This window comes from Azonexus fungiphilus, from assembly GCF_003634965.1.
GTDB classification, from domain to species: domain Bacteria; phylum Pseudomonadota; class Gammaproteobacteria; order Burkholderiales; family Rhodocyclaceae; genus Azonexus; species Azonexus fungiphilus.
Window position 1 is genome coordinate 330,832 of sequence record NZ_RBXP01000014.1, and the last position, 22,062, is coordinate 352,893.

A 22,062-nucleotide genomic window follows, 5' to 3' on the forward strand; every position below is an offset into this window, starting at 1 on the left:
CGGGAAGGGCCTCCATTTTACGCCGTGCGCCGGACTCAGCGCCGGTACAGCTCGAAACCGGCGATCAGCTCGGCCAGCGTGCGCGAGGTCTGCAACAGCTCGTCGGCGGCCTGGCGGGCCTGGCGGGCGGCGTCGGTGTTCTGCTCGATCAGGTCGGTGATCTGCTGCATGCTGACCGCGACTTCCTCGCTGGCGATGCCCTGCTGGCGGGCGGCGTCGGAAATCTGCCCGGCCATCTGCGAAACCTGGCTCGACGACTGGGTGATGCCCTCGAGGCCGGCGACGCTGTCGCGCAGCTTGCCGATGCCGTTCTCGACTTCCTGCGAGGCGATGTCCATGCTGGCCACGGCCTGCGCGGTGACGGCTTCGATTTCGCCGACGGTGCGGTCGATGTCGGCGGTCGAACTGGTGGTCCGCTCGGCCAGCTTGCGCACCTCGTCGGCGACCACCGCGAAACCGCGGCCCTGCTCGCCGGCCCGGGCCGCCTCGATCGCCGCATTGAGCGCGAGGAGGTTGGTCTGGCTGGCGATGTCGGCGATGACGCCGGTGATGTTGCCGATCTTGGCGATCGCCTGGTTGAGCTCGTCGATGGTCCGGTTCGAGGCAGTCACCGCATCGACGACGCGGTTGGTCGCGTGCATGCTCTCGCTGATGTGGGCATTGCTGAGCTTGACCTGTTCCTGCGATTCGCGGGCGGCGCCGGCGGTGTCGGCGGCGTTGGCGGCCACTTCCTGGACCGACTGGCTGAACTCCTCGGTCGCCGCGGCAACGCCTTCGACGCTGGCCTGCTGCTGCTCGGACTGGGTCGTGACCTGGCGCATCTGGGCCTCGAGCAGGCGGCTGCGTGCGTCGATCGCCCGCGCGGCGCTGCTGATGTCGTCGAGCATTGCCTTCAGCGTGCCCTGCATGATGCCGAGGTTGCACAGCAGCAGACCGGTCTCGTCGCGGCCGCCGATGTCGATCTCGTCGGTCAGCCGGCCCTCTGAGATTCTCTCGAACTGGGCGATGGCCTTGCGGATCGGGACGACGATCGCATTCACCAGGAAAGCGCCGCCGATGCCGACCAGCAGCAGTGCCGCGGCAAGCAGTCCGATGCTCAGGTTGCGCACCTGCGCATAACCGGCCTCGGCATCGCGGTAGGCGGCCTCGGCGTCGTCCGAGAGCGCCTGGATCAGCGCCAGTCCATCGCGCTGCATTTCCGCGTAGAGGGGGTTGATGCTGCGCAGCAGGGTGACGTTGGCGTCCATGTAGGCGCCCTGCTTGAGCTGGTCGCGGGCCTTGTTCACGCCTTCGTGCGAGAAGCGCTCGCGGGTTTCCCCGAACTTGTCGAGCAGTGCCTTCTGCGCGTCGGTCAGCGGAGCGGCCTTGAGTTTCTCGAGCAGGTCGTTGATTTCGCCGCGATTCTTCAGCGTCGCCTCGATGTGCATGTCGAGCGGATGGTCGTGCAGGCTGGCCACCGGGCCGTCGGGGTTGTGCTGGAGGCCGAGCATGATCTGCGACCGGTTGTCGGAGAGCAGGAACATCATCCGGTTGACGGTGTTGGCCGGCAGCAGGTTCTCGCGGTACATGGCGTCGAGTTCCTGGTTGATGCCCTTGAGGTTGCTCAGCCCGAGCACGCCCAGGATGGCCATCATCGCGAGGAGGACGCCCATGGTCGCCCAGATGCGGGCACGCAGCGACAACGAGCGGCGGCCGCTGGCCGGCAGCGGCCCCTTCTGTCCGGCGTTCCGGTAGGCGGCTTCGGCGGCGGCGCGGCGGGCGCTGTCGGCAGGCGTGCGCACCGACATGTAACCGGTGACCTGGCCATTCTTCTTCATGGGGACGACGAAGGCCTCGACCCAGTAGAAATCGCCATTCTTGCAGCGGTTCTTGACCAGTCCGCGCCAGGGCAGGCCGGATTTGACCGTCTGCCACAGGTCGGCGAAGGCGGCCTCGGGCATGTCAGGGTGGCGGACGACGTTGTGGTTCTTGCCGATCAGCTCCTCGCGGGAGAAGCCGCTGATATCGACGAAGGCGTCGTTGGCGTAGGTGATGATGCCCTTGAGATCGGTGCGCGAGACCAGATAGGTGTTGGCGGGGAAGTTGACTTCGCGTTGGCTGACCGGCTGATTGTTTTTCATGCGTTTTCTGGGAGTTGCAGCGAAAAATACGGCTGGAAATAGTCACTATATAACGTTGGTAATAGTTTGTGTTCGCCGTCACCTTCTCATGACAGTTTGCCGGGCCGCCAAATGCAAAAGCCCGGCATTCGCCGGGCTTTGTCGAATGATCCGGTACTCACCGGATCATTTTTCGCTTTCGTAGATGACATCGGCGCGGCGGTTCTCGGCCCAGGCTTCCTCGTTGCGGCCGAGCAGCTTGGGTTTGGCCTTGCCCCAGCTCTTGACGGCGACCTGGCCACTGCCGGCACCGTGGCCGAGCAGCGTCGCGCGCACGCTCTGCGCCCGCTTAAGGCCGAGGCGCTGGTTGTAGGCCGGGCTGCCGCGCTCGTCGGCGTGGCCTTCGATGCGCACGCGGGCGCTCGGGTGGCGCGCCAGGTAGCGGGCATGCGCCTGCAGGATCGGATCGTAGTCGGGCTTGATCGCTGCCTGGTCGAGGTCGAAGTAGACGCTGCGCTGGGTACGCAGGCCTTCCTCGTCCATCCGCATCGGGGTTTCGTCAGCCTGCTTCGCCGCCAGCGACTGCGGCGTCTGCAGTGCGGCGGGTACCGGCTCGCCGAGCAGGCCGGGGTGCACCTTGAGGGTGCCGTCCTGGGCGACCTGCCGGATTCGCGACGGATCGTCGCGGGTGGCGCAGGCGCTGAGCAGGGCGGCGAGCAGGAGGACGAGGGGCAGGTTGCGCATGATCATCGGGCGTCTGGGAAAGCGGGAGATGATATCCGCTCTGCCGCTTTCCGGCCAGTTTCGACTTGCGCCGGACTTTGCGCCAGGGCAAAAAAACCGCACCGGGGCCGGTGATATAATCGCCCACCGAATTTTGCACCTGGCGCTTCCCAGTGATCTTCACCCTAGGCATCAATCACCATTCCGCTCCGCTCGCCATTCGCGAGCGCGTGGCCTTCGGTGCGGACAAGCTGCACCACGCCCTGGCCGAACTGGCGCATGCCCGGGTGGTGCGCGAAGTTGCCATCCTGTCGACCTGCAACCGGACCGAAATCTACTGCGCCGCCGAATCGCCGCAACAGGTCATCGACTGGCTGAGTGCCTACCATCAGGTTACCCACGACGAACTGGCCCCCTTTCTCTACGTCCATGACCAGCCGTCGGCGATCCGCCATGCCTTCCGTGTCGCCTGCGGCCTCGATTCGATGGTCATCGGCGAGCCGCAGATCCTTGGTCAGGTCAAGGACGCAGTGCGCGCGGCGGAAGAGGTCGGCACCCTGGGCACCCAGCTGCACAAGCTTTTCCAGCGCGCCTTCTCGGTGGCCAAGGAAGTCCGCAGCACGACCGCGATCGGCGCCAACATCGTCTCGATGGCCGCCGCCGGCGTGCACCTCGCCGAACGCATCTTCGATTCGGTTGCCGGCCAGCGCATCCTGTTCATTGGTGCCGGCGAGATGATCGAGCTGTGCGCGGCGCACTTCTGCGCCGCCAAGCCGAAGCAGGTCACCGTCGCCAACCGCACCGTCGAGCGCGGCCGTGATCTGGCCGAGCGCTACGGCGGTTCGGCGATCCGCCTCGACGAACTGCCCGATCACCTGGCCCAGCACGACATCGTCGTTTCCTGTACCGCCAGTCCGCTGCCGATCATCGGCCTGGGCATGGCCGAACGGGCGGTCAAGGCACGCCGGCACCGGCCGATCTTCATCGTCGACCTGGCGGTGCCGCGCGACGTCGAGGAAGAGGTCGGCGAACTCGACGACGTTTTCCTGTACACCGTCGACGACCTGGCCCAGATCGTCGAAAGCGGCATGGAGTCGCGTCAGGCTGCTGTCGTCGAAGCCGAAGGCATCATCGGTCAGCGCGTCCAGGAGTTCATCGGCTGGCTGCAGGCCCGCGACACCGTGCCGGTGATCCGTGCCCTGCGCGACTCGGCCGAGCGCATCCGGCGCAACGAGCTGGAGCATGCGCTGAAGCTGCTCGGTCGCGGCGAGGCGCCGGAAAAGGTCGTCGAGCAGCTGTCGCAGCGCCTCAGCAACAAATTCCTGCACGCACCGACGAGCACCCTCAATGCTGCCGAAGGTGAGGACCGCCAGGACCTGCAGGCGGCCGTCGAGCGCCTTTTCCACCTGCGCAGCGGCGACTGAGCCGGTTCAGTCGGCGGCGTCGTCGGGGCGGTTGAGGACGATGCGGTTGCGGCCGGCGCGCTTGGCCTCGAGCAGTGCGTCGTCGGCGGCGCCGATCAGCGACGAGGCAGTCAGGTAGTCGGGCAGGGCGGCGATGCCGCAGCTGAAGGTGGTACGCAGCGTGCCCTGGGCGTGGGCGTGCGGCAGTTGCGAAAAATCCTCGCGAATCTGTTCGAGCAGCCGTTGCGCATGGGCGGGGGCGATGCCGGGCAGGGCGACGATGAATTCCTCGCCGCCGTAGCGTCCGATCAGGTCGGTGTTGCGCAGCCGGCCGCGGAGCAGCCAGGCGAGGCTGCGGATGACCTGGTCGCCGACCGGGTGGCCGTAGGTGTCGTTGACCATCTTGAAGCGGTCGATGTCGATCATTGCCACGACCAGTTCGCCATCGGGCAGGGCGCCCTGGAGCAGGCGCTCGATCTGGACCTTCGAGGTCGAGTGGTTGAGCAGGCCGGTCAGGCTGTCGTGCTGCCCTGAATAGAGCATTTCGCGGTAGCGCTCGATCTTGGTCTTGACCACCGAGGCGAGGATGATCGGGTTGACCGGCTTGGTCAGGAACTGGTCGCCACCCAGGCGCAGCGCCTCGACCTGCTGCACGATATCGGTCTCGCTCGACAGGTAGATCACCGGCAGGGCCTGGTATTCGGGAATCTGGCGCAGGGCGCTGGTGACTTCGACGCCGGTGCAGAAGGGCATGTACATGTCCATCAGGATGGCGTCCGGCCGGTATTCGGCGGCGGTCTCGAGCAGTTGCCGGGGGTCGTTGATCGCCCGGCTGTCGATGCCGTGCTGGGTCAGCGAGCGGCGGATGTGGGCGACGGCGGTCGCCGAGTCCTCGACGATCAGCACCCGGTGCATCTCCTGCTCGTGCATCTCGACCAGGTCGAGGACCCGCGACAGGACATCGCTGACCTTGTTGCCGACCGGTACGCAGGCGTCGGCGCCGGCGCGTTGCAGGAGGACGATGCTCTGCAGGTTGGAGGGCACCGACAGGCAGTAGAAATAGCTGGTCGGGAAGCGCGTGCGCAAGGCGATGATCGCGGCGATCGCCGGCGGCGGGTAGGCGCGGCCCTCGACGTCGGGGACGAAGATGATCGCCAGCGGCGGCTCGTCGCTGCCTGGCTGTTCGTCCCAGCGGATCGCCTCGGGCAGGAAGCCGAAGAAACCCAGTTGCTCGGACAGCGAAGCCGACCATGGATGGCCCTGGCGGGCGACGATGGCGACCCGGCGCGGTTTGTTCCAGGCGTCGGCGGTATTGCCCTCGGCCGTGTCGAGCACGCGCCGGGCAAGGATCGCCGGCGTTTCGTGGCGGCGGAGTTCGCCGAGGATGATGCTCAGCTTGCGCTCGATCGCGACCGCCTGGTCGAGCGGGATCGGATGCATCTCGCGATCGGCGAAGAAGGTCAGCGCGGTGTTTTCCAGTTCCTGGCAGGCGCGCACCAGGCCGGGCAGGTGCTGGCGGTGCAGTTGCTCGGTCAGGCCGTTCAGCGACAGCGTGAACTCGACGAAGAGGTCGAACTCGCCGCGCAGGCGATAACTCTCCCAGCCGCGTTCGAGGGTGGTGGCCAGGGCGAGGATGGAGTTGGGAAAGTTGGGCATCGCGTCGGACAGTTAATCGAACAATTATGCTGATGGAACGACCCCGTGGCAATCTCGGTGGATTACCGGGGGGGTAGAACTCGGTTACCATTACGCCCCTTCCATTCACGCCGGCATCGCCATGAAACCGAGCATCCGCCAAAAACTGGACCTGCTGGTCGATCGTCTCGACGAGATCGACCGCCTGCTCTCGGATCCGGGTACGGCCAGCGACATGGAGCAGTTCCGCAAGCTGTCGCGCGAACGCGCCGAACTCGAGCCGGTGATCGTTCATTTCAACGCCTTCCGCCAGGCCGAGCAGGACCTCGCCGAGGCCGAGGCGATGCGCGAGGATCCGGAAATGCGCGACTTCGCCGAAGAAGAGATTGCCGCCGCCAAGGCGCGCCTGCCCGAGCTCGAGGTCGAACTGCAGAAGCTGCTGCTGCCGAAAGACCCCAACGACGAGCGCAGCGTGCTGCTGGAAATCCGCGCCGGTACCGGCGGCGACGAATCGGCGCTGTTCGCCGGCGACCTCTTCCGCATGTACTCGCGCTACGCCGAGCGTCAGCGCTGGCAGGTCGAGGTGCTGTCGGCGAGCGAGTCGGAGCTCGGCGGTTATCGCGAAGTCATCTGCCGCATCGCCGGCTACGGCGCGTATTCGCGCCTGAAGTTCGAGTCCGGCGGTCACCGCGTCCAGCGCGTGCCGGAAACCGAGACCCAGGGCCGCATCCACACCTCGGCCTGTACCGTAGCGATCATGCCGGAAGCCGACGAGGTCGAGGACGTCAACCTCAACCCGGCCGACCTGCGCATCGACACCTTCCGCGCCTCCGGCGCCGGCGGCCAGCACATCAACAAGACCGACTCGGCGGTGCGCATCACGCACATCCCGACCGGTATCGTCGCCGAATGCCAGGACGGCCGCTCGCAGCACGCCAACAAGGCGTCGGCGATGCGCGTGCTGGCGGCACGGATCAAGGACGTGCAGGTGCGCGCCCAGCAGAGCCACATCGCCAGCACGCGCAAGAACCTGATCGGCTCCGGGGATCGCTCCGAGCGCATCCGCACCTACAACTTCCCGCAGGGGCGGATCACCGATCATCGCATCAACCTGACGCTGTACAAGATCGCCGCGATCATGGACGGCGACATGGACGAACTGCTCGGCGCGCTGGCTGCCGAACACCAGGCCGACCTGCTGGCCGAACTGGCCGAGCAGCAATGACGCTGGGCGAGGCGCTGGCCGCGGCGCGGCAGAAGATCGACCGGCTCGACGCCCGTCTGCTGCTCGAATACGCCACCGGCTGCAGCCACGCCGACCTGCTGGCGCGTCCGGAAACCCCGGTGATCGCGCCGGCCCATGCGCAGTTCGCCGAGTGGGTCGAGCGCCGTGCCGCCGGCGAACCGCTGGCCTACCTGGTCGGCGAGGCCGAATTCCGCGGTCGGGTCTTCCAGGTGTCGCCCGAGGTGCTGATTCCGCGGCCGGAAACCGAGGTCCTGATCGATCTGACGGTCGACCGCCTGAAAACGCAAAAAACCGCCCGCGTTGTCGATCTCGGCACCGGTTCCGGCATCGTCGCCATCTCGCTGGCGCTCGAATGTCCGCAGGCGCAGGTGTTTGCCGTCGACCTCTCGCCCGGGGCGCTGGCCGTCGCCCGCAACAACGCCGGCCGGCTCGGCGCCCGCGTCGACTTCCGCGAGGGCGACTGGCTGGCGCCGCTGGCCGGCGAGCGTTTCGACCTGATCGTTTCCAACCCGCCCTATGTTGCCGATGGCGACCCGCACCTGAGCCGGGACGGTCTCCCGTTCGAGCCGCAGATGGCGCTCAGTGATCTGGAAAAGGGCGGCAACGGCCTGGCCTGCATCCGCCGCATCGTCGCTGCCGCGCCCGCCTTCCTCAACCCCGGCGGCTGGCTGTTGTTCGAGCACGGCTACGACCAGGGCGAGGCCAGCCGGAACTTATTGACCGGCGCCGGGTTCAAAGGCGCATTCACCCATCCCGACCTCGCCGGCACCGATCGCGTGTCCGGCGGCCAACTGTAAGCCTCTGGAGCCAGCATGTCCGACGTTCAGCAACGCATCCACGAAACCGTCACCAACAACCCGGTCGTCCTCTACATGAAGGGCGACGCGCGCTTCCCGCAGTGCGGCTTCTCGGCCGCCGTCGTCCAGGTGCTCAAGCTGTGCGGCGTCACCGACTTCGTCACGGTCAACGTGCTCGCCGACGAGGAAATCCGCCAGGGCGTCAAGGAATACGCCAACTGGCCGACCATTCCGCAGCTCTACATCAAGGGCGAATTCATCGGCGGCTGCGACATCGTCAAGGAAATGTACCAGTCCGGCGAACTGCAACCGCTGCTGGCCGACATCGCCAAGCCCTGAGGCGCCCCGCCTTGTCCGGAAAGGCCGCCCGCGGGCGGCCTTTTTCGTCAACCCTTGCGGCTGATCCGCCCGAGGATGGCTTCGGGGATGTTCTTCAGCGCCAGCACCCGGTCGACCGCGCCCAGCTTGACCGCTTCCTTGGGCATGCCGTAAACCACGCAGCTGTCCTCGTCCTGGCCGACCGTCCAGGCGCCGGCGTCGTGCATCTCCTTGAGCCCCTTGGCGCCGTCGTCACCCATGCCGGTCATGATGATGCCGACCGCATTGCGCCCGGCGAAGCGGGCCGCCGAGCGGAACAGGACGTCGACCGACGGGCAGTGGCGGCTGACCGGCGGCCCCTCGACGACATCGACCGCGTACTGCGCGCCATTGCGGCGCAGCATCATGTGCTTGCCGCCGGGGGCGATCAGGGCGCGCCCGGCCATCACCCGGTCGCCGTGTGCCGCTTCCTTGACCTCGATCTGGCAGAGGCTGTTCAGCCGCTGGGCGAAGGCCGCGGTGAATTTCTCCGGCATGTGCTGGACGATGACCAGTCCCGGGCAGACGCGGGGCAGGGCGGTGAGCACCACTTCCAGGGCCTGCGTGCCGCCGGTCGAGGTACCGATGGCGACGATGTTCTCGGTGGTCTGGGCCATCGCCTGGCTGTGGTCGGCCGGGGCCAGCATGACGTCGGCCGAGAGCTTGGCCGGGCCGGGGCCGAGCGGCGCCAGCGGGCGCGCCGGGCCGAGGCGCTTGAGGTTGGCCTTGGCAGCGGCACGGATGGCATGGATCAGTTCGCCGGCGCTTTCGAGCAGGAACTGGCGCAGCGCGGTCGTCGGCTTGGTGACGATGGCGAAGGCGCCGGCGGCGAGCACCTGCATCGCGGTTTCCGAGCCGCGTTCGGTCAGCGTCGAGCAGATGATCACCGGCGTCGGGCGCGTGCTCATGATCTTCTTGAGGAAGGTCACGCCGTCCATGCGCGGCATCTCGACGTCGAGCACGATGACGTCGGGCCAGGTCTTCTGCATTTTCTCGAGGGCGAAGATCGGGTCGGGGGCGGTGGCGATCACCTCGATGCCGGCGTCCTCGCCGAGGCTGGCCGAGAGGACCTGGCGGACGACGGCGGAGTCGTCGACGATCATTACCTTGATGGTTTGCATGCTGTGCTTGCTCCTGAGTCAGCCTGGTCTGCGACCAGGGTCGAATGCCTGAGATGGACGTGGCCGCTCCAGATGTCGAAGAGCAGGTGGCGATGGCCGTAGCCTTCGACATGCCCGCCGACGCAGGTCAGGCAATGGTTCTGCAGCAGCGCCAGGGCGGCCTCGACATTTTTCTTGCCGATGTGCCGGTCGTTGCGCCGGGTCAGTTCGGGAAACATGTTGCCGCCGCCGAAGATGCGCAGGCGAAAACTGGCCGGGGTCAGGCCGTGGCGGCGGATTTCGTCGAGCATCAGCTGCATCGCCTCGTCGGCATAGCGTCCGTCCGGCGATGCGCCGCCGCGGCAGCCGCGGCTGGGCAGCATGAAATGGCTCATGCCGCCGACCAGTTCCTGCGGATGCCAGAAGACCAGCGAGACGCACGAACCGAGCACGGTGCGCAGGCGCGTGTAGCGGTCGCCGAAATGGAGTTCGCCGGGCTGCAGGAAATACTCGATGACACCGTCGGGCTTACGCATCGGGTTTGCGGTAGATCGAAGGACGGACCGGCTTCAGTGCGTCGGTGATGCCGTTCAGGTTTTCCGAATGGCTGATCATGAAGTGGCCGCCGGGCTTGAGCATCGGCAGGAGGCGGCGGACGACCTGCTGCTTGGTCTCGATGTCGAAGTAGATCATCACGTTACGCAGGAAGATGACATCGAAGATGCCGAGGTTGGGCAGGGCGTTGTTCAGGTTGATCTGGCGAAAACCGATCCGCTCGCGCAGCGCCGGATTGATCAGCACGCTGCCCTCGTGGGCGCCGATGCCGCGCAGGCAGTGCTTGTGCAGCAGGGGGCGGGGGATGCCGTCGCAATCGGCAAGCGGGTAGAGGCCGCCGGCCGCTTCCTTGAGGACACGGGTGCTCAGGTCGGAGGCGACGATTTCCCAGGGACGCTGCAGGCCGAGGCTTTCGGCGAGCACCATGGCAATCGTGTAGGGCTCCTCGCCGCTCGAGCAGGCGGCGCTCCAGACGCGGAACGGGCTGCGTCCGACGGCGCCGGGCAGGACCTGGTCGCGCAGGAAATCGAAGTGCTTCGGCTCGCGGAAGAAGTAGGTCTCGTTGGTGGTCAGCAGGTCGATGGCGTGCTGCATCTCCTGAGCGTTTCCCTGGACCCGCCGGAAATACTCGCTGTAGCTGCCGATCTCCAGCTGGCGCAGGCGCTTCGACAGGCGCCCGGCGACCAGCGGCTTCTTGGCATCGCCCAGGCTGATTCCCGCCTGCTTGTAGATCAGGCTGCGGAACAGCTGGAACTCCTTGTCGCTGAGTACGGCCGGCGCGCCGGAATTTTCCTGGGCCACGATCCGCTCCCGCTCAGCCTGCCGCCAGCGCCGGTTCGGGGCGTTCGGCGAAGGCCGACAAGGTGGCCAGCTCGTCGACCGAGAGCACGCGTCCCATGTCGAGCAGGATCACGAAGCGGCCGGCGATCTTGCCCATGCCGGAAATGAAGTCGGCGCGAATGCGCGCGCCGAAAGCCGGCGGCGGCTCGATTTCGGCCTGCGGGATCTCGAGGACCTCGCTCACCGTATCGACGACGATACCGATGACCTGGTGGTCGTCGGCGGCGCCGAGTTCGATGATCACGATGCAGGTGCGCCGGGTGACCTCGGTGGCCGGCGCGCCGAAGCGCGCCTTCAGGTCGATCACCGGCACCACCGCGCCGCGCAGGTTGATGACGCCGCGAATGCTGGGCGGCATCATCGGCACGGTGGTGATCTGGCCGAATTCGATGATTTCCTTGACGCTCAGGGTCTCGACGGCAAACATCTCGCCGCCGAGGGTGAAGGTCAGGTACTGGCGCGGCTCGGCCGGCTGTGCCGCGGTTGCAGTGGGCGCGGGCGAATGCATGGCTCAGCCCTCGAACTGGACGAAATCGGCATGGCTGAACACCGCCGCCTTGCCCTTGCCCCTGGCCGGCGATTCCTGACGCAGCGCGCGGCTGCCGGTGTCGCGCGGACCGGTGTTGCCGACCCGGAAGAAGGACATCACCTGGGTCAGGCTTTCCGCCTGCGAGCTCATCTCCTCGGCGGTGGCAGCCAGTTCTTCAGAGGACGACGCGTTCTGCTGGGTGGCCTGGCTGAGCTGGGCCATCGCGGCGTTGATCTGGCCGACACCGGAGCTTTGCTCGTCGGAGGCCGAGGTGATTTCCTGGACCAGGTCGGAGGTCTTGGTGATGGTCGGGATGATCACCTCGAACAGGTCGCCGGCGCGCTCGGCCAGGGCCACGCTGCTCTTGGCGGTTTCGCTGATTTCCTGGGCGGCGATCTGGCTGCGCTCGGCCAGCTTGCGCACTTCGGCGGCGACCACCGCGAAGCCCTTGCCGTGCTCGCCGGCGCGGGCCGCTTCGATGGCGGCGTTGAGGGCGAGCAGGTTGGTCTGGTAGGCGATGTCGTCGACGATGCCGATCTTGTCGGCGATGCTCTTCATCGCGGTGACCGTCGAGCGCACCGCTTCGCCGCCCTCGACGGCTTCCTTGGCGGCCTTGCTGGCCATGCCGTCGGTGAGCTTGGCGTTGTCGCTGTTCTGGGTCACCGAGGCGGCCATTTCTTCCATCGAGGCCGAGGTTTCCTCGACCGACGCAGCCTGCTCGGAAGACGATTGCGACAGGCTCTGGGCGGTCGCCGACACTTCTTCCGAGGCGCTGGCCAGGGATTCGGCGGTGGCGCGGACTTCGGCGATGGTCGCCGTCAGCCGTTCGGCCATGTTGCGCAGGTTGAAGAGCAGGCTGCTGCTGTCGCCCGGCTTGGTGTCGACGCGGACGGTCAGGTCGCCTTCCGCCATCGATCGGAGAACGTTAGCAGCGTAATCCGGTTCGCCGCCCAGCTGGCGCATCAGGCTGCGGGTGATCAGCAGGCCGATCAGGCTGACCGCGACCAGCGTGATCAGACCGGTGATGACGGATATCCATGTGGCGTTGGTTTCGGTGGTCAGGGCCTCCTCGGCGGCCTTCTTGCCGAGTTCGGCGTTGTACTGGCGATGCTCCTCGAAGGCATCCCACATGCGACTCATCACACGCTGGTTGGCTATCACCAGATCGCGCGCTTCTTCCATCTTGTTGGCCCGCGAGAGGATCAGGACCTTCTCGCGCAACTGGTCGAAATCGGCCAGGGCGGCACGGTCCGCCGCCAGCAGGCTGCGGTCCTTGTCGTCGCTGAGCAGCGTTTCGTAAACCTTGAGCGCTTCATCGATATCCTTGCGGTAGCTGTTCATTCGTTCCTCGATGCCAGCCATCACCTTGTCGTCGGAGGCGGCAATGTGCTGCCAAAGTTGGGTGCGCATCGCCGCCATCGGCGCGAATGCATGGTCGATGGCGATCAGGCTGGGGACGGTGTTGGCGTTGCCGTAGTTGGCCGAATCGAACACCCGGTTCATCTGGGTCAGGCCGAGCGCGGCGAGGAGGACGATGCCCAGTGCTGCCGAGAGCACGAGGAAGAGCATTTTTTTGGTGACGGTCATGATGGGTCTCCGTGGAGGAAGGGGCGCCGCTGGCGGCGTGCAATGATGGAAAGGGCTGCTGGGGGGGGCTGGCTCAGGTACTGCCGGTGGTGCATGTTTCGGTGCTGCCGGCTGCTGCCGGCTGGCTTTGCCGGGTGACCTGCCTGACCAGGCCCGGGATGTCGAGGATCAGCGCGACTTCGCCGCTGCCCAGGATGGTCGAACCGCCGATGCCGCGGATCTGGCTGAAGACCTTGCCGAGCGGCTTGATCACGGTCTGGAACTCGCCCATCAGGCGATCGACGACGAGGCCGGCGCGTTGTCCGGCGTACTGGACGACAACGATGTTCTCGCGGACGGGCGGCGGGGCGTCGATTTCGAACTGCTCGCGCAGGCGGATGAAGGGCAGCACGCCGCCGCGCAGGTTCAGGTAGTTGGCACTGTCATGCCGTGGGTCGAGGTTGTTCGGCAGTTCGATGCACTCGAGCACCATGTCGAGCGGCAGCACGTAGGCGGCGTTGCCGACGCCGACCATGAAGCCGTCGATGATCGCCAGCGTCAGCGGCAGGCGGATGCGTACCGTGGTGCCGACGCCCTCGACGCTTTCGATGTCGACGGTGCCGCGCAGCGCCATGATGTTGCGCTTGACCACGTCCATGCCGACGCCGCGGCCGGAGAGCTTGCTCACCTGTTCGGCGGTGGAGAAGCCCGGCTCGAAGACGAGGTTGAAGATTTCCTTGTCGGACAGGACCTGGCTCTCGCCGATCAGGCCGCGTTCGATCGCCTTCCTGAGGATCCGTTCCTTGTTCAGGCCGCCGCCGTCGTCGCTGACTTCGATGACGATGCTGCCGGATTCGTGGAAGGCGTTGAGCCGGAGTTGCCCGGTCGCCGGCTTGCCCCGTGCCAGGCGGACCTCGGCGGGTTCGATGCCGTGATCCATCGAATTGCGGACGATGTGGGTCAGCGGGTCGCCGATCTTCTCGACGACGGTCTTGTCGAGTTCGGTATCGCCGCCGCGGATGTCGAGCGCGATGTCCTTGCCGATTTCCTTGGCGACGTCCCTGACCACCCGCCGGAAACGGTTGAAGGTGGCGCCGATCTGCACCATGCGCAGGGTCAGTGCCGAGTCGCGGACGTCCTCGACCAGCCGCGAGACCAGGGTCGTCGCCTCGATCAGCGCCGGCAGCTTGGAGTTGCGTGCGACCATGCTGGCGCCGGCGCCGGCGATGATCAGTTCGCCGACCAGGTTGATCAGTTGGTCGAGCTTGCCGGCATCGACCCGGATCAGGCTGTTTTCGGCGGTGCGGGTTTCCTTCGCCGAGTTTTCGGCCGGTTCGCTGCCGCCGGCTTCGGCTTCGACCGCGGCCTCGCTCGTCGGCGCCTCGGCGTCGAGGGCGGCCACTTCGGCGGCGCTCAGGCTGCCCAGGGCGAGCAGGATGTCGCGCATGCCGACATCCTTGTCCAGGGCTTCGAGCATCCGGCGGTAGTCGTCGAGCGGTGCGTGCGGCGCCAGCAGGTGGATCAGGCAGTCGTCGCGGATGAACTCGAAGGCGCCGTCGATGTCCGTCGCCGCCCTGTCGCTGGCGAAGGCGATCTCGAAGCCGAGGTAGCAGGCCTCCGGGTCGATTTCGGCGAGCATCGGGGTGGCGTCGGTGATGCTGCGGATGGCGCTGATTTCGCCCAGCGTTGCCAGGTAGCGCAGGATCGAGGCCGGGTCCATGCCATGACGCAGGACATCCGGGCCGAAGCGCAGGGAAATGTGCCAGCGCGGCGAGTCGACCGTGCACTGCCCGGTATGGGCTGCCGGTACCTCGGCGCGTACCGTCGCCGGGCTGGCATGCGCGGTCGCGAGATAGGCTTCCAGCTGCTCGAGCAGGGCCTGGCCGCCGGCCTTGACCGTGGCGTCCGGGCTGCCCTGGGCGGCCAGCAGTTCGATCAGCTGTCCGAGGTGGTCGCCGGCTTGCAGCAGCAGGGCGCCGAGGCCCGGGTCGAGCGCGATTTCGTTGTTGCGGACGCGGTCGAGCACGCTCTCGGCAACGTGGGTGAAGGCGACGATGTGGTCGAGCCCGAACAGGCCGGCACTGCCCTTGATGGTGTGGGCGGCGCGGAAGATGGCATTGATCGTTTCCGGGTCGTTCGGCCGGCTTTCCATGTCGAGCAGGGCTTCTTCCATCTGCAGCAGCAGTTCCCGGCTTTCGGCGATGAAGGTCTGCAGGGGGTCGTCGTGTTCGGTGCTCATTGTCCGCTCTCGCTTTCCTGGTCAAGTGCGTCGGTCGTCAGTTGCGCGTCGAGGCGGAGCAGATCGAACAGTCCGCGGACCGCGGCGCTCGGATTCGCCAGCTCGAGCTGGCGGCCTTCGCCGCTGGCCTGGCGCTTGGCCGCCAGCAGCAGTTGCAGGCCGGCGCTGTCGATTTCGGCGACCTCGGCGAGTTGCAGCCGGAGGTCGTCGGTGCCGGCCATTTCGCCGATCAGGCGGTCGCGCCATTCGCTGGCGGTATAGATCGTCAGTTCGCCGCTGACGGTGATGTCACGGCTGCTGCGGGCGGATTCGTTCATGATCGCTCCTCCTCGGGTGGGGTTCAGGGCAGGATCAGCTTGCCGACCGCGGTCAGCATCTGCGCCGGCTGGAAGGGCTTGACCACCCAGGCCTTGGCGCCGGCGGCCTGGCCGGCCTGCTTCTTGGCGTCGCCGGCCTCGGTGGTGAGCATGATCACCGGGGTGAACTTGTAGGCCGGCAGTTGCTTGCTTTCCTTGACGAACGTGATGCCGTCCATGTTGGGCATGTTCACGTCGCTGATGATCAGGTGGATCTTGCGACCGTCGAGTTTCTTCAATCCGTCGACGCCGTCGCATGCCTCGATCACGTCGTAGCCGGCGCCCTTGAGGGCGATGCTGACGACTTGCCGCAGCGACGCGGAGTCATCGACGATCAGGATGGTCTTGGCCATGGTTTTCTCCGTCATTCAAAAAAAGGTGATGTCGTCGGCGTCGGAGCCCTGGTTGGCGCCGCCGCCGGCATGCAGGCGGTGCTGCTCCGGGGTGGTGAATTGCCGGGCCATGTCGTTCAACCAGGCAGAGGCGTCGAGCTGGCCGGCCGGACGTCCGGCGGCAACCTCGCCGCTGGCCAGCCGCAGGCGTTCCTCGAGCTGGCGCAAGTCGATGCGGACATGGTCGAGAATCTGGCCGACCCGGTCCTGGAACTGCAGGGCGACCAGCACGTCGCCGATTTCATGGCCGATGTGTTCGCCCTGGCGGGTCAGGGCACTGGCGTTGTCGACCAGGACCTCGGCGGCATCGCGGAAGCGCGTCACGACCTCGCCGATATGGGTGCCGGCGTCGTCGATCAGGCGCAGCTCCTCTGCGGCGTACTGCTGCGAACTGGCCAGCGTCGTGCCGATGCCTTGATTGACGACGGCGACGGTCTCCGCGATCTTGCGGCCGGTCTCGCCGGAGAGCGACGACAGCTTGCGTACCTCGTCGGCGACGACGGCGAAGCCGCGGCCGGCTTCGCCGGCCCGGGCCGCTTCGATGGCGGCGTTGAGGGCGAGCAGGTTGGTCTGCTTGGCGATTTCGCCGACATCGCGGGCCATCGATTCGAGTTCGCTGGTCATCGCTGAAAGTTCGCGCACCTGCTGCAGCAAGGCATCCTTGTTGGCCAGCGTGCCTTGCAGGCTGGCGATGATCCCGTTCAATTCGGCTTCGCTGTCGGCCAGCAGGCTGACCAGATCGACCCCCTCGCCCGAGCGGGCCGAGGCGACGGCCTTCTGGACGCCTTCGGAGAGGCTGGCGAAGCGCTGGCTGAGCGCGGTGATCGATTCCTCGGTCTGGCGGTGCACGATGTCGATCTGGCTGGCCCAGAGCGGCAGGACTTCGACGCACAGTTCATCGAGCCCCTGCAGGCGGGCAGCGACGGTCGCTTCGCGGGTCGCCTGCTGCGCGGCCTGCAATGCTTCGTCCCAGGCAGCGCGCTGGCGTGTGTCGGCATGGCGCAGCCAGGCCGCCCCGATGACCGTTGCCAGAATCATGACGGCGATGCCGCCGAGCGCCGGTAGCGTCCACCCGAAGCCGTAAAGGCCGATCGCGCAGCCGGCCAGCAGGGGAAGCGCCAGCGGGGCGAGGGGGCGCGTTTGCGGGGCAGTCATGCTTTTCTCCGATGGTTCTGGCGCCCCTGGCGGAAGGCGCGGATCAGTCCCTGCATCTCGTCGCGCGCCGGCGGCTTGCCGAGCAGGACGAATTCGCCGGGCAGGTGCCGGCATTGGTCGGCGATGGCGGCAGGGTCGCTGGCCAGGGCGATGAGCAGGGTGCCGCCGCGCGGACGGTCGCCCTGGTGGTCGCCGAGCGCGGCGAGATCGAGCCCGTCGATGTCGGCAATGACCACGTCCGGCGTTTCGTCGCCGAGGCTGAGCAGGCTTTCGAAGGCGTTCTGGGAGAGCTGGACCTTGCATTCCGGGAACAGCTCGCGCAGCACTTCGCCGAGTGCTTCGCGTTCCGCCTGGTTGCCTTCGATGATCAGGATGGCGAGACGACGGTCGTCGTGCGCGCCGTCGTTGTCGTGCCGCGCGTCGAGAACCTGGTTGATCGAACTGCGCAGGATGCGGCGATGTCCCCCCGGCGTCTTCCAGGCTTCGAGCATGCCGTTCTCGACCCAGAGCTGGGCAGCGCGCACGCTGATGCCGAGCAATCTGGCGGCTTCAGTGGTGGAGCAGGTATCGGGAATGGAGTTTGGCGTTTTCATGGCATCTGCTGAGGTTTTTGCAGATATTGCCAGATTTGTAGTTGTTGTCAACTAATTTGTTTTATTTGTTGTTTGGTTGTTAATTTTGCTGTTTGTGGTTTTTGAGCGCCCAAAGAAAAACCCGCCTGGCGGCGGGTTTTCGGGGCGGGAGGAGGGGCTCAGGCTTCGGCGACCTGGAACTCGATGGTCGGTCCGTCCATGACCACTTCCTTGACGGCACAGTGGGCGATGCTTTCGAGGATCGCCGCCTTCTGCCCGGCGGTGAATTGTTCCGGGAAGCGCACTTCGGTCTTGAACCTGGCCAGCGTCAGCGGTCCCTTGGGCCCGGCGAAGGGCTTGCAGTCGATGGCGATGCCTTCGGCCGAGATGCCGAGTTCCTTGCACGCCTTCTTGGCATAGACGGCGGCACAGGCGGCCAGGGTGGCGTAGAAGCCCTCGAGCGGGTTCATCAGGCTGCCGTTGAGGGCGAAGGTGGTTTCGTGCTTGCCGGTGCTGACCTTGATCAGGGGCGTGCTGTCGACGACGGTGCTGTACATGCTGTTCTGCCTTGGGTTATTGATATCCGCTTATATATTAAACCTCTAATATGGTGCGGCGCAACAAGGCCTGCCGCCGGCCGTGGCCGGCGGCGGTCGATCAGCCGAGGCGCTTGCGGGCGCGGACGATGGCGGCGCGGACCTGGTCCGGCGCCGTGCCGCCGATGTGATTGCGCGAGGCCAGCGAGCCTTCCACGGTCAACACCGAAAAAACGTCATTTTCGATCAGCGGCGAGAACTGCTGCAGTTCTTCCAGCGTCAGCTGCGGCAGGTCGACGCCCTTGAACTCGGCCGCCTTGACAGCATGGCCGACGGCTTCATGGGCGTCGCGGAAGGGCAGGCCCTTCTTGGTCAGGTAGTCGGCGAGGTCGGTGGCGGTGGCGAAACCCTGGGTCAGCGCGGCCTTCATGTTGTCGGCGCGCACCGTGATGCCGCCGGCCATGTCGGCGAAGATGCGCAGCGTGTCGGTGACGGTGTCGACGGCATCGAACAGCGGTTCCTTGTCTTCCTGGTTGTCCTTGTTGTAGGCCAGCGGCTGCGACTTCATCAGGGTGAGCAGGCTCATCAACTGGCCATAGACGCGGCCGGTCTTGCCGCGGGCCAGTTCCGGCACGTCCGGGTTCTTCTTCTGCGGCATGATCGACGAGCCGGTGCAGAAGCGGTCGGCGATCTGGATGAAGCCGACGCGCGGGCTCATCCACATCACCAGCTCTTCCGACAGGCGGCTGATGTGCATCATGAGCAGGGCGCAGGCCGAGGTGAATTCGATGGCGAAGTCACGATCCGAGACGGCATCGAGCGAGTTCTCGCAGACGCCTTCGAAGCCCAGTTGCTCGGCGACGAATTCACGGTCGATCGGGTAGGTGGTGCCGGCCAGTGCGGCCGAACCGAGCGGCAGGCGGGCGACGCGCTTGCGGCAGTCGGCGAAGCGCTCGCTGTCGCGGCCGAACATCTCGAAATAGGCCAGCATGTGGTGGCCGAAGGTCACCGGCTGGGCGACCTGCAGATGCGTGAAGCCGGGCATCGGCGTCGCCGCTTCCTTTTCGGCCAGGTCGACCAGCGCGCTGCGGAAGGCCTTCAGCAGCAGCTGGATGTCGTCGATCGCGTCGCGCAGGTAGAGGCGGATGTCGGTCGCCACCTGGTCGTTGCGCGAGCGGCCGGTGTGCAGGCGCTTGCCGGCGTCGCCGACCAGCGCAGTGAGGCGCTTCTCGATATTGAGGTGCACGTCTTCCAGGTCGAGCGACCATTCGAACTTGCCCGATTCGATCTCTTCGGTGACGATGGCCATGCCGCGCTCGATGTCGGCCAGGTCGGCGGCGGCGATGATGCCCTGTTTGGCGAGCATGCGCGCGTGCGCCAGCGAACCGCGGATGTCCTGGCGCCACATGCGCTGGTCGAAGTCGACCGAGGCCGTGTAGCGTTTGACGAGATCGGAGACCGGCTCGGAGAAGCGGCCGGCCCAGGTGTATTGATTGGCGTTGGAAGTCATGACTGTGGTCTAGAATTGGGCAGATCGGCGACGAATTTCAGGGAAACCCGCACGAAGATGACAAGTATACGGCACTTTCCGGCCACTCACCCCTTGCCCGACTGGCGCAATTTCGGGGTCATGCTGCGCGTGCTGCTCGGGGTCAATGCGCTGGCCGCGCTGGCGGCGCTGGTGCGGGCCCCCGACCTGGCCGGCTGGCCGGCACAGTTCATCGACCTGGCTTCGGTCGTCGAGCCGCTGATGCTGATCGGCCTCGGCCTCCTGTCGCTGGTCCGCGACCAGCTGTGGCGCCTGCGCCTGCGCAGCGGCCAGGCCTGTGTGCTCGGGCTGGCGGCGAGCCTGGCGGCGGCGCTCTACGGCTACGCCTGGTCGCTCGCCCTGGTTGACGGCGGCGGCGTGCTGCGCGGCGTGCTGCTGGCCGTGGCGACGACGGCTTTGCTGCTGCTTTACTTCGAACTGCGCGCCCGGGCCTTGTCGCCGGCCCAGGCCGAGGCGCGGCTGGCGGCGCTGAACGCGCGGATCCGGCCGCATTTCCTGTTCAACTCGCTGAACGCGGTGCTCTCGCTGATCCGTGCCCGGCCGCAGCAGGCCGAGGCGGCGCTCGAATCGCTGTCCGACCTGTTCCGCGCGGCGATGCGCGATCCGGCCGAGCTGGTCAGCCTTGCCGACGAGATCGCGCTCGGTCGCCAGTACCTCGAGCTCGAGCAATTGCGCCTGGGCGAGCGTCTGACGGTCGACTGGCAAATTGGCCAAATTTCCCTGGGCCTGCCGATCCCGCCGCTGATGCTGCAGCCGCTGCTGGAAAATGCCGTCTATCACGGCATCGAACCGTCGCCGAGCGGCGGCACGATCCGCATCGAGATCGCCCGGCGTGGCGACGAACTGGAAATCCGCATCGCCAATCCGACCGCCGGTCGGCCGGCGCATGCCGTCGGCAACCAGATGGCGCTGGCCAACATCCGCGAGCGGCTGGCGCTGTATTACGATCTCGAGGCGCGGCTCGAGAGCGAAGTCGCCGATCACCGCTACGAGGTCCGCATCGTCCTGCCATGCCAACGCAAGCACCGCTGAAGCTCCTGCTCGTCGACGACGAGCCGCTCGCCCGCGAGCGGCTGCGCGCGCTGCTCGGCGACATCGCCGGCCAGTGCCCGGTGGCGATCGCCGGCGAGGCCGGCAACGGCCTGCAGGCGCTCGAGTTCCTGCGCAGCCAGGCGGTCGACGTGGTCCTTTCCGACATCCGCATGCCCGGCATGGACGGCATCGAACTGGCCAGCCACCTCGGCCGCCTGGCCCATCCGCCGGCGGTGATCTTCACCACGGCCTACGACAACTATGCGGTCCAGGCTTTCGACCTCAACGCCGTCGACTACCTGATGAAGCCGGTGCGCGCGCAGCGCCTGCTCGCCGCGCTGCAGAAGCTGCCCGAGCGGCCGCCGGCGGCCGGTCTGCTGGCCGGCATCGGCCTGACCGTGCGCGGCGGCGGTCGCAGTCATCTCTCCTGCCACGAGCGCGGCCGCCTGCTGCTGGTGCCGGTGGCCGAAGTGCTCTACTTCAAGGCCGATCTCAAATATGTGACGGCGCGCACCGTCGACCGTGAATACCTGCTCGACGAATCGCTGACCCAGCTTGAACAGGAATTCCCCGAGCGTTTCCTGCGCCTGCACCGGGCGGTGCTGGTGGCGCGGACGGCCCTGGCCGGCTTCGAGAAGGCCGCCGGCGACGATGCCGAGGCCTATGGCTGGGCCCTGCTGCGCGGGGTGCCGGAGCGTCTGCCGGTGAGCCGTCGTCAGTGGGCGGCGGCGCGCGGCGAGCTGACCGGTTAGGCGCTGCTCAGCGCCTGTGCCGGGGTGCCTGAGGCGGCGGTCGGCAAGGGCCGCGGCGCGGCGCGGCGGGGAACGCCTTCGTCGTCGAGCAGGCGGCCGATGCGGAAGAACACTTCGTGGCGCGAAAATGGCTTTTTCATGAAATCGTCGGCGCCGATGCGGGTGCCGAAGAACTGCTCCATCGCCTGCTCGTTGCCGCTCATCATGATCACCGGCGTGTCGCGCGTCGCTGCGTCGCGGCGGATCGCGCGCAGCGCCGCGAAACCGTTCATGCCGGGCAGCATGATGTCGAGGAAGACGAGGTCGGGGCGCTTCTCGCGCAGCGCGACCAGGCCGCTTTCGGCGTCCAGGCACTCGATGGTTTCGTAGCCGGCCGAGCGCAGGAACTTGCGCAGCACGGCAAGCACCGTTTTCGAATCGTCGATGATCAGCACCTGGGTGCCGATGCGCGCATCGACGCGCGGCTGCTGGCGCCTTTCTTCGGCGGCTTCGGCAGCCGCCGGCGTGGCCGCGGGTTGCGGCACCGTCACCGGCGCCGATCGGCCGAACAGGGCCTTGATCTGGTCGAAGATACCCATTGCTGCTTTCTCCGTAGTCACTGGCGCTTGTTTGCGCTCGTCGCGGGGCAA

Annotated in this window: 22 protein-coding genes; 6 read left to right on the top strand and 16 right to left on the bottom strand. The window is 66.7% G+C overall.

Annotation, left to right across the window (positions count from 1 at the left end; all coding sequences use genetic code 11):
- Positions 1-35: 35 nt before the first annotated feature.
- Together DFR40_RS09120 and DFR40_RS09125 are read right to left on the bottom strand one after the other, a co-directional pair.
- Entirely contained in the window at positions 36-2,120 is a 2,085-nt protein-coding gene (locus DFR40_RS09120) for a methyl-accepting chemotaxis protein (protein ID WP_121458158.1), read from the bottom strand.
- A gap of 165 nt (positions 2,121-2,285) precedes the next feature.
- Positions 2,286-2,843 carry an OmpA family protein gene (locus DFR40_RS09125; protein WP_170160190.1) on the bottom strand — a complete coding sequence of 186 codons (558 nt, stop codon included), beginning with the start codon at positions 2,841-2,843 and terminating at the stop codon, positions 2,286-2,288.
- Positions 2,844-2,995: 152 nt separating this feature from the next.
- Here DFR40_RS09125 and hemA point away from each other — a divergent pair, with 152 nt between their 5' ends.
- A complete protein-coding gene (gene hemA, locus DFR40_RS09130) occupies positions 2,996-4,246 on the top strand; it encodes a glutamyl-tRNA reductase (protein WP_121458160.1) in 1,251 nt (416 codons plus the stop codon).
- A gap of 6 nt (positions 4,247-4,252) precedes the next feature.
- Here the strand turns inward: hemA and DFR40_RS09135 are convergent, their stop codons facing one another.
- Complete coding sequence (locus DFR40_RS09135) at positions 4,253-5,881, bottom strand: GGDEF domain-containing response regulator (protein WP_121458161.1); 1,629 nt, start codon at positions 5,879-5,881, stop codon at positions 4,253-4,255.
- 121 nt (positions 5,882-6,002) lie between these two features.
- Between DFR40_RS09135 and prfA the strand changes: the two genes are divergently transcribed.
- The 3 genes from prfA to grxD are packed head-to-tail and all read left to right on the top strand — an operon-like array spanning position 6,003 to position 8,242.
- Positions 6,003-7,085, top strand: a complete 1,083-nt coding sequence (prfA, locus tag DFR40_RS09140; RefSeq protein ID WP_121458162.1) for a peptide chain release factor 1 — start codon at positions 6,003-6,005, stop codon at positions 7,083-7,085.
- A complete protein-coding gene (gene prmC / locus DFR40_RS09145; protein WP_121458163.1) occupies positions 7,082-7,903 on the top strand; it encodes a peptide chain release factor N(5)-glutamine methyltransferase in 822 nt (273 codons plus the stop codon). Before prfA ends, prmC begins: the two co-directional genes overlap by 4 nt.
- Positions 7,904-7,918: 15 nt before the next feature.
- A complete protein-coding gene (grxD, locus tag DFR40_RS09150) occupies positions 7,919-8,242 on the top strand; it encodes a Grx4 family monothiol glutaredoxin (protein WP_028994236.1) in 324 nt (107 codons plus the stop codon).
- Positions 8,243-8,289: 47 nt separating this feature from the next.
- Here the strand turns inward: grxD and DFR40_RS09155 are convergent, their stop codons facing one another.
- The 12 genes from DFR40_RS09155 to argH form a co-directional block, all read right to left on the bottom strand.
- Positions 8,290-9,381: a protein-glutamate methylesterase/protein-glutamine glutaminase gene (locus tag DFR40_RS09155; RefSeq protein ID WP_121458164.1), complete on the bottom strand. Its 1,092-nt coding sequence runs from the start codon at positions 9,379-9,381 to the stop codon at positions 8,290-8,292.
- Complete coding sequence (locus DFR40_RS09160; RefSeq protein ID WP_121458165.1) at positions 9,363-9,896, bottom strand: chemotaxis protein CheD; 534 nt, start codon at positions 9,894-9,896, stop codon at positions 9,363-9,365. The genes DFR40_RS09155 and DFR40_RS09160 overlap by 19 nt, the downstream gene beginning before the upstream one ends.
- A complete protein-coding gene (locus DFR40_RS09165) occupies positions 9,889-10,716 on the bottom strand; it encodes a CheR family methyltransferase (protein WP_121458166.1) in 828 nt (275 codons plus the stop codon). The genes DFR40_RS09160 and DFR40_RS09165 overlap by 8 nt, the downstream gene beginning before the upstream one ends.
- A 13-nt stretch (positions 10,717-10,729) precedes the next feature.
- Positions 10,730-11,263, bottom strand: a complete 534-nt coding sequence (locus tag DFR40_RS09170; protein ID WP_121458167.1) for a chemotaxis protein CheW — start codon at positions 11,261-11,263, stop codon at positions 10,730-10,732.
- A 3-nt stretch (positions 11,264-11,266) separates the two neighbouring features.
- Positions 11,267-12,871 carry a methyl-accepting chemotaxis protein gene (locus tag DFR40_RS09175; protein WP_121458168.1) on the bottom strand — a complete coding sequence of 535 codons (1,605 nt, stop codon included), beginning with the start codon at positions 12,869-12,871 and terminating at the stop codon, positions 11,267-11,269.
- A 73-nt stretch (positions 12,872-12,944) separates the two neighbouring features.
- A complete protein-coding gene (locus DFR40_RS09180) occupies positions 12,945-15,089 on the bottom strand; it encodes a chemotaxis protein CheA (protein WP_121458169.1) in 2,145 nt (714 codons plus the stop codon).
- Positions 15,086-15,406 (bottom strand): STAS domain-containing protein, encoded by a 321-nt coding sequence (locus DFR40_RS09185; protein WP_121458170.1) that lies wholly within the window; start codon positions 15,404-15,406, stop codon positions 15,086-15,088. The genes DFR40_RS09180 and DFR40_RS09185 overlap by 4 nt, the downstream gene beginning before the upstream one ends.
- A 23-nt stretch (positions 15,407-15,429) precedes the next feature.
- The gene (locus DFR40_RS09190) at positions 15,430-15,798 is read right to left on the bottom strand and encodes a response regulator (RefSeq protein ID WP_121458260.1); all 369 of its coding nucleotides are present in this window, start codon (positions 15,796-15,798) and stop codon (positions 15,430-15,432) included.
- A gap of 15 nt (positions 15,799-15,813) precedes the next feature.
- Positions 15,814-16,992 carry a methyl-accepting chemotaxis protein gene (locus DFR40_RS09195; protein WP_121458171.1) on the bottom strand — a complete coding sequence of 393 codons (1,179 nt, stop codon included), beginning with the start codon at positions 16,990-16,992 and terminating at the stop codon, positions 15,814-15,816.
- The gene (locus DFR40_RS09200; RefSeq protein ID WP_121458172.1) at positions 16,989-17,585 is read right to left on the bottom strand and encodes a helix-turn-helix domain-containing protein; all 597 of its coding nucleotides are present in this window, start codon (positions 17,583-17,585) and stop codon (positions 16,989-16,991) included. The genes DFR40_RS09195 and DFR40_RS09200 overlap by 4 nt, the downstream gene beginning before the upstream one ends.
- Before the next feature lie 158 nt (positions 17,586-17,743).
- Positions 17,744-18,121, bottom strand: coding sequence for an OsmC family protein (locus DFR40_RS09205; protein WP_121458173.1), 378 nt, complete (start codon positions 18,119-18,121; stop codon positions 17,744-17,746).
- A gap of 100 nt (positions 18,122-18,221) precedes the next feature.
- Complete coding sequence (gene argH / locus DFR40_RS09210; RefSeq protein WP_121458174.1) at positions 18,222-19,610, bottom strand: argininosuccinate lyase; 1,389 nt, start codon at positions 19,608-19,610, stop codon at positions 18,222-18,224.
- A gap of 93 nt (positions 19,611-19,703) precedes the next feature.
- Here argH and DFR40_RS09215 point away from each other — a divergent pair, with 93 nt between their 5' ends.
- Together DFR40_RS09215 and DFR40_RS09220 are read left to right on the top strand one after the other, a co-directional pair.
- A complete protein-coding gene (locus tag DFR40_RS09215) occupies positions 19,704-20,681 on the top strand; it encodes a sensor histidine kinase (RefSeq protein ID WP_245985650.1) in 978 nt (325 codons plus the stop codon).
- A complete protein-coding gene (locus DFR40_RS09220) occupies positions 20,660-21,433 on the top strand; it encodes a LytR/AlgR family response regulator transcription factor (protein WP_121458176.1) in 774 nt (257 codons plus the stop codon). The genes DFR40_RS09215 and DFR40_RS09220 overlap by 22 nt, the downstream gene beginning before the upstream one ends.
- Here DFR40_RS09220 and DFR40_RS09225 read toward each other — a convergent pair.
- Positions 21,430-22,011: a response regulator gene (locus DFR40_RS09225; RefSeq protein WP_121458177.1), complete on the bottom strand. Its 582-nt coding sequence runs from the start codon at positions 22,009-22,011 to the stop codon at positions 21,430-21,432. The two genes, DFR40_RS09220 and DFR40_RS09225, sit on opposite strands and share 4 nt — an antisense overlap.
- Positions 22,012-22,062: the final 51 nt, after the last annotated feature.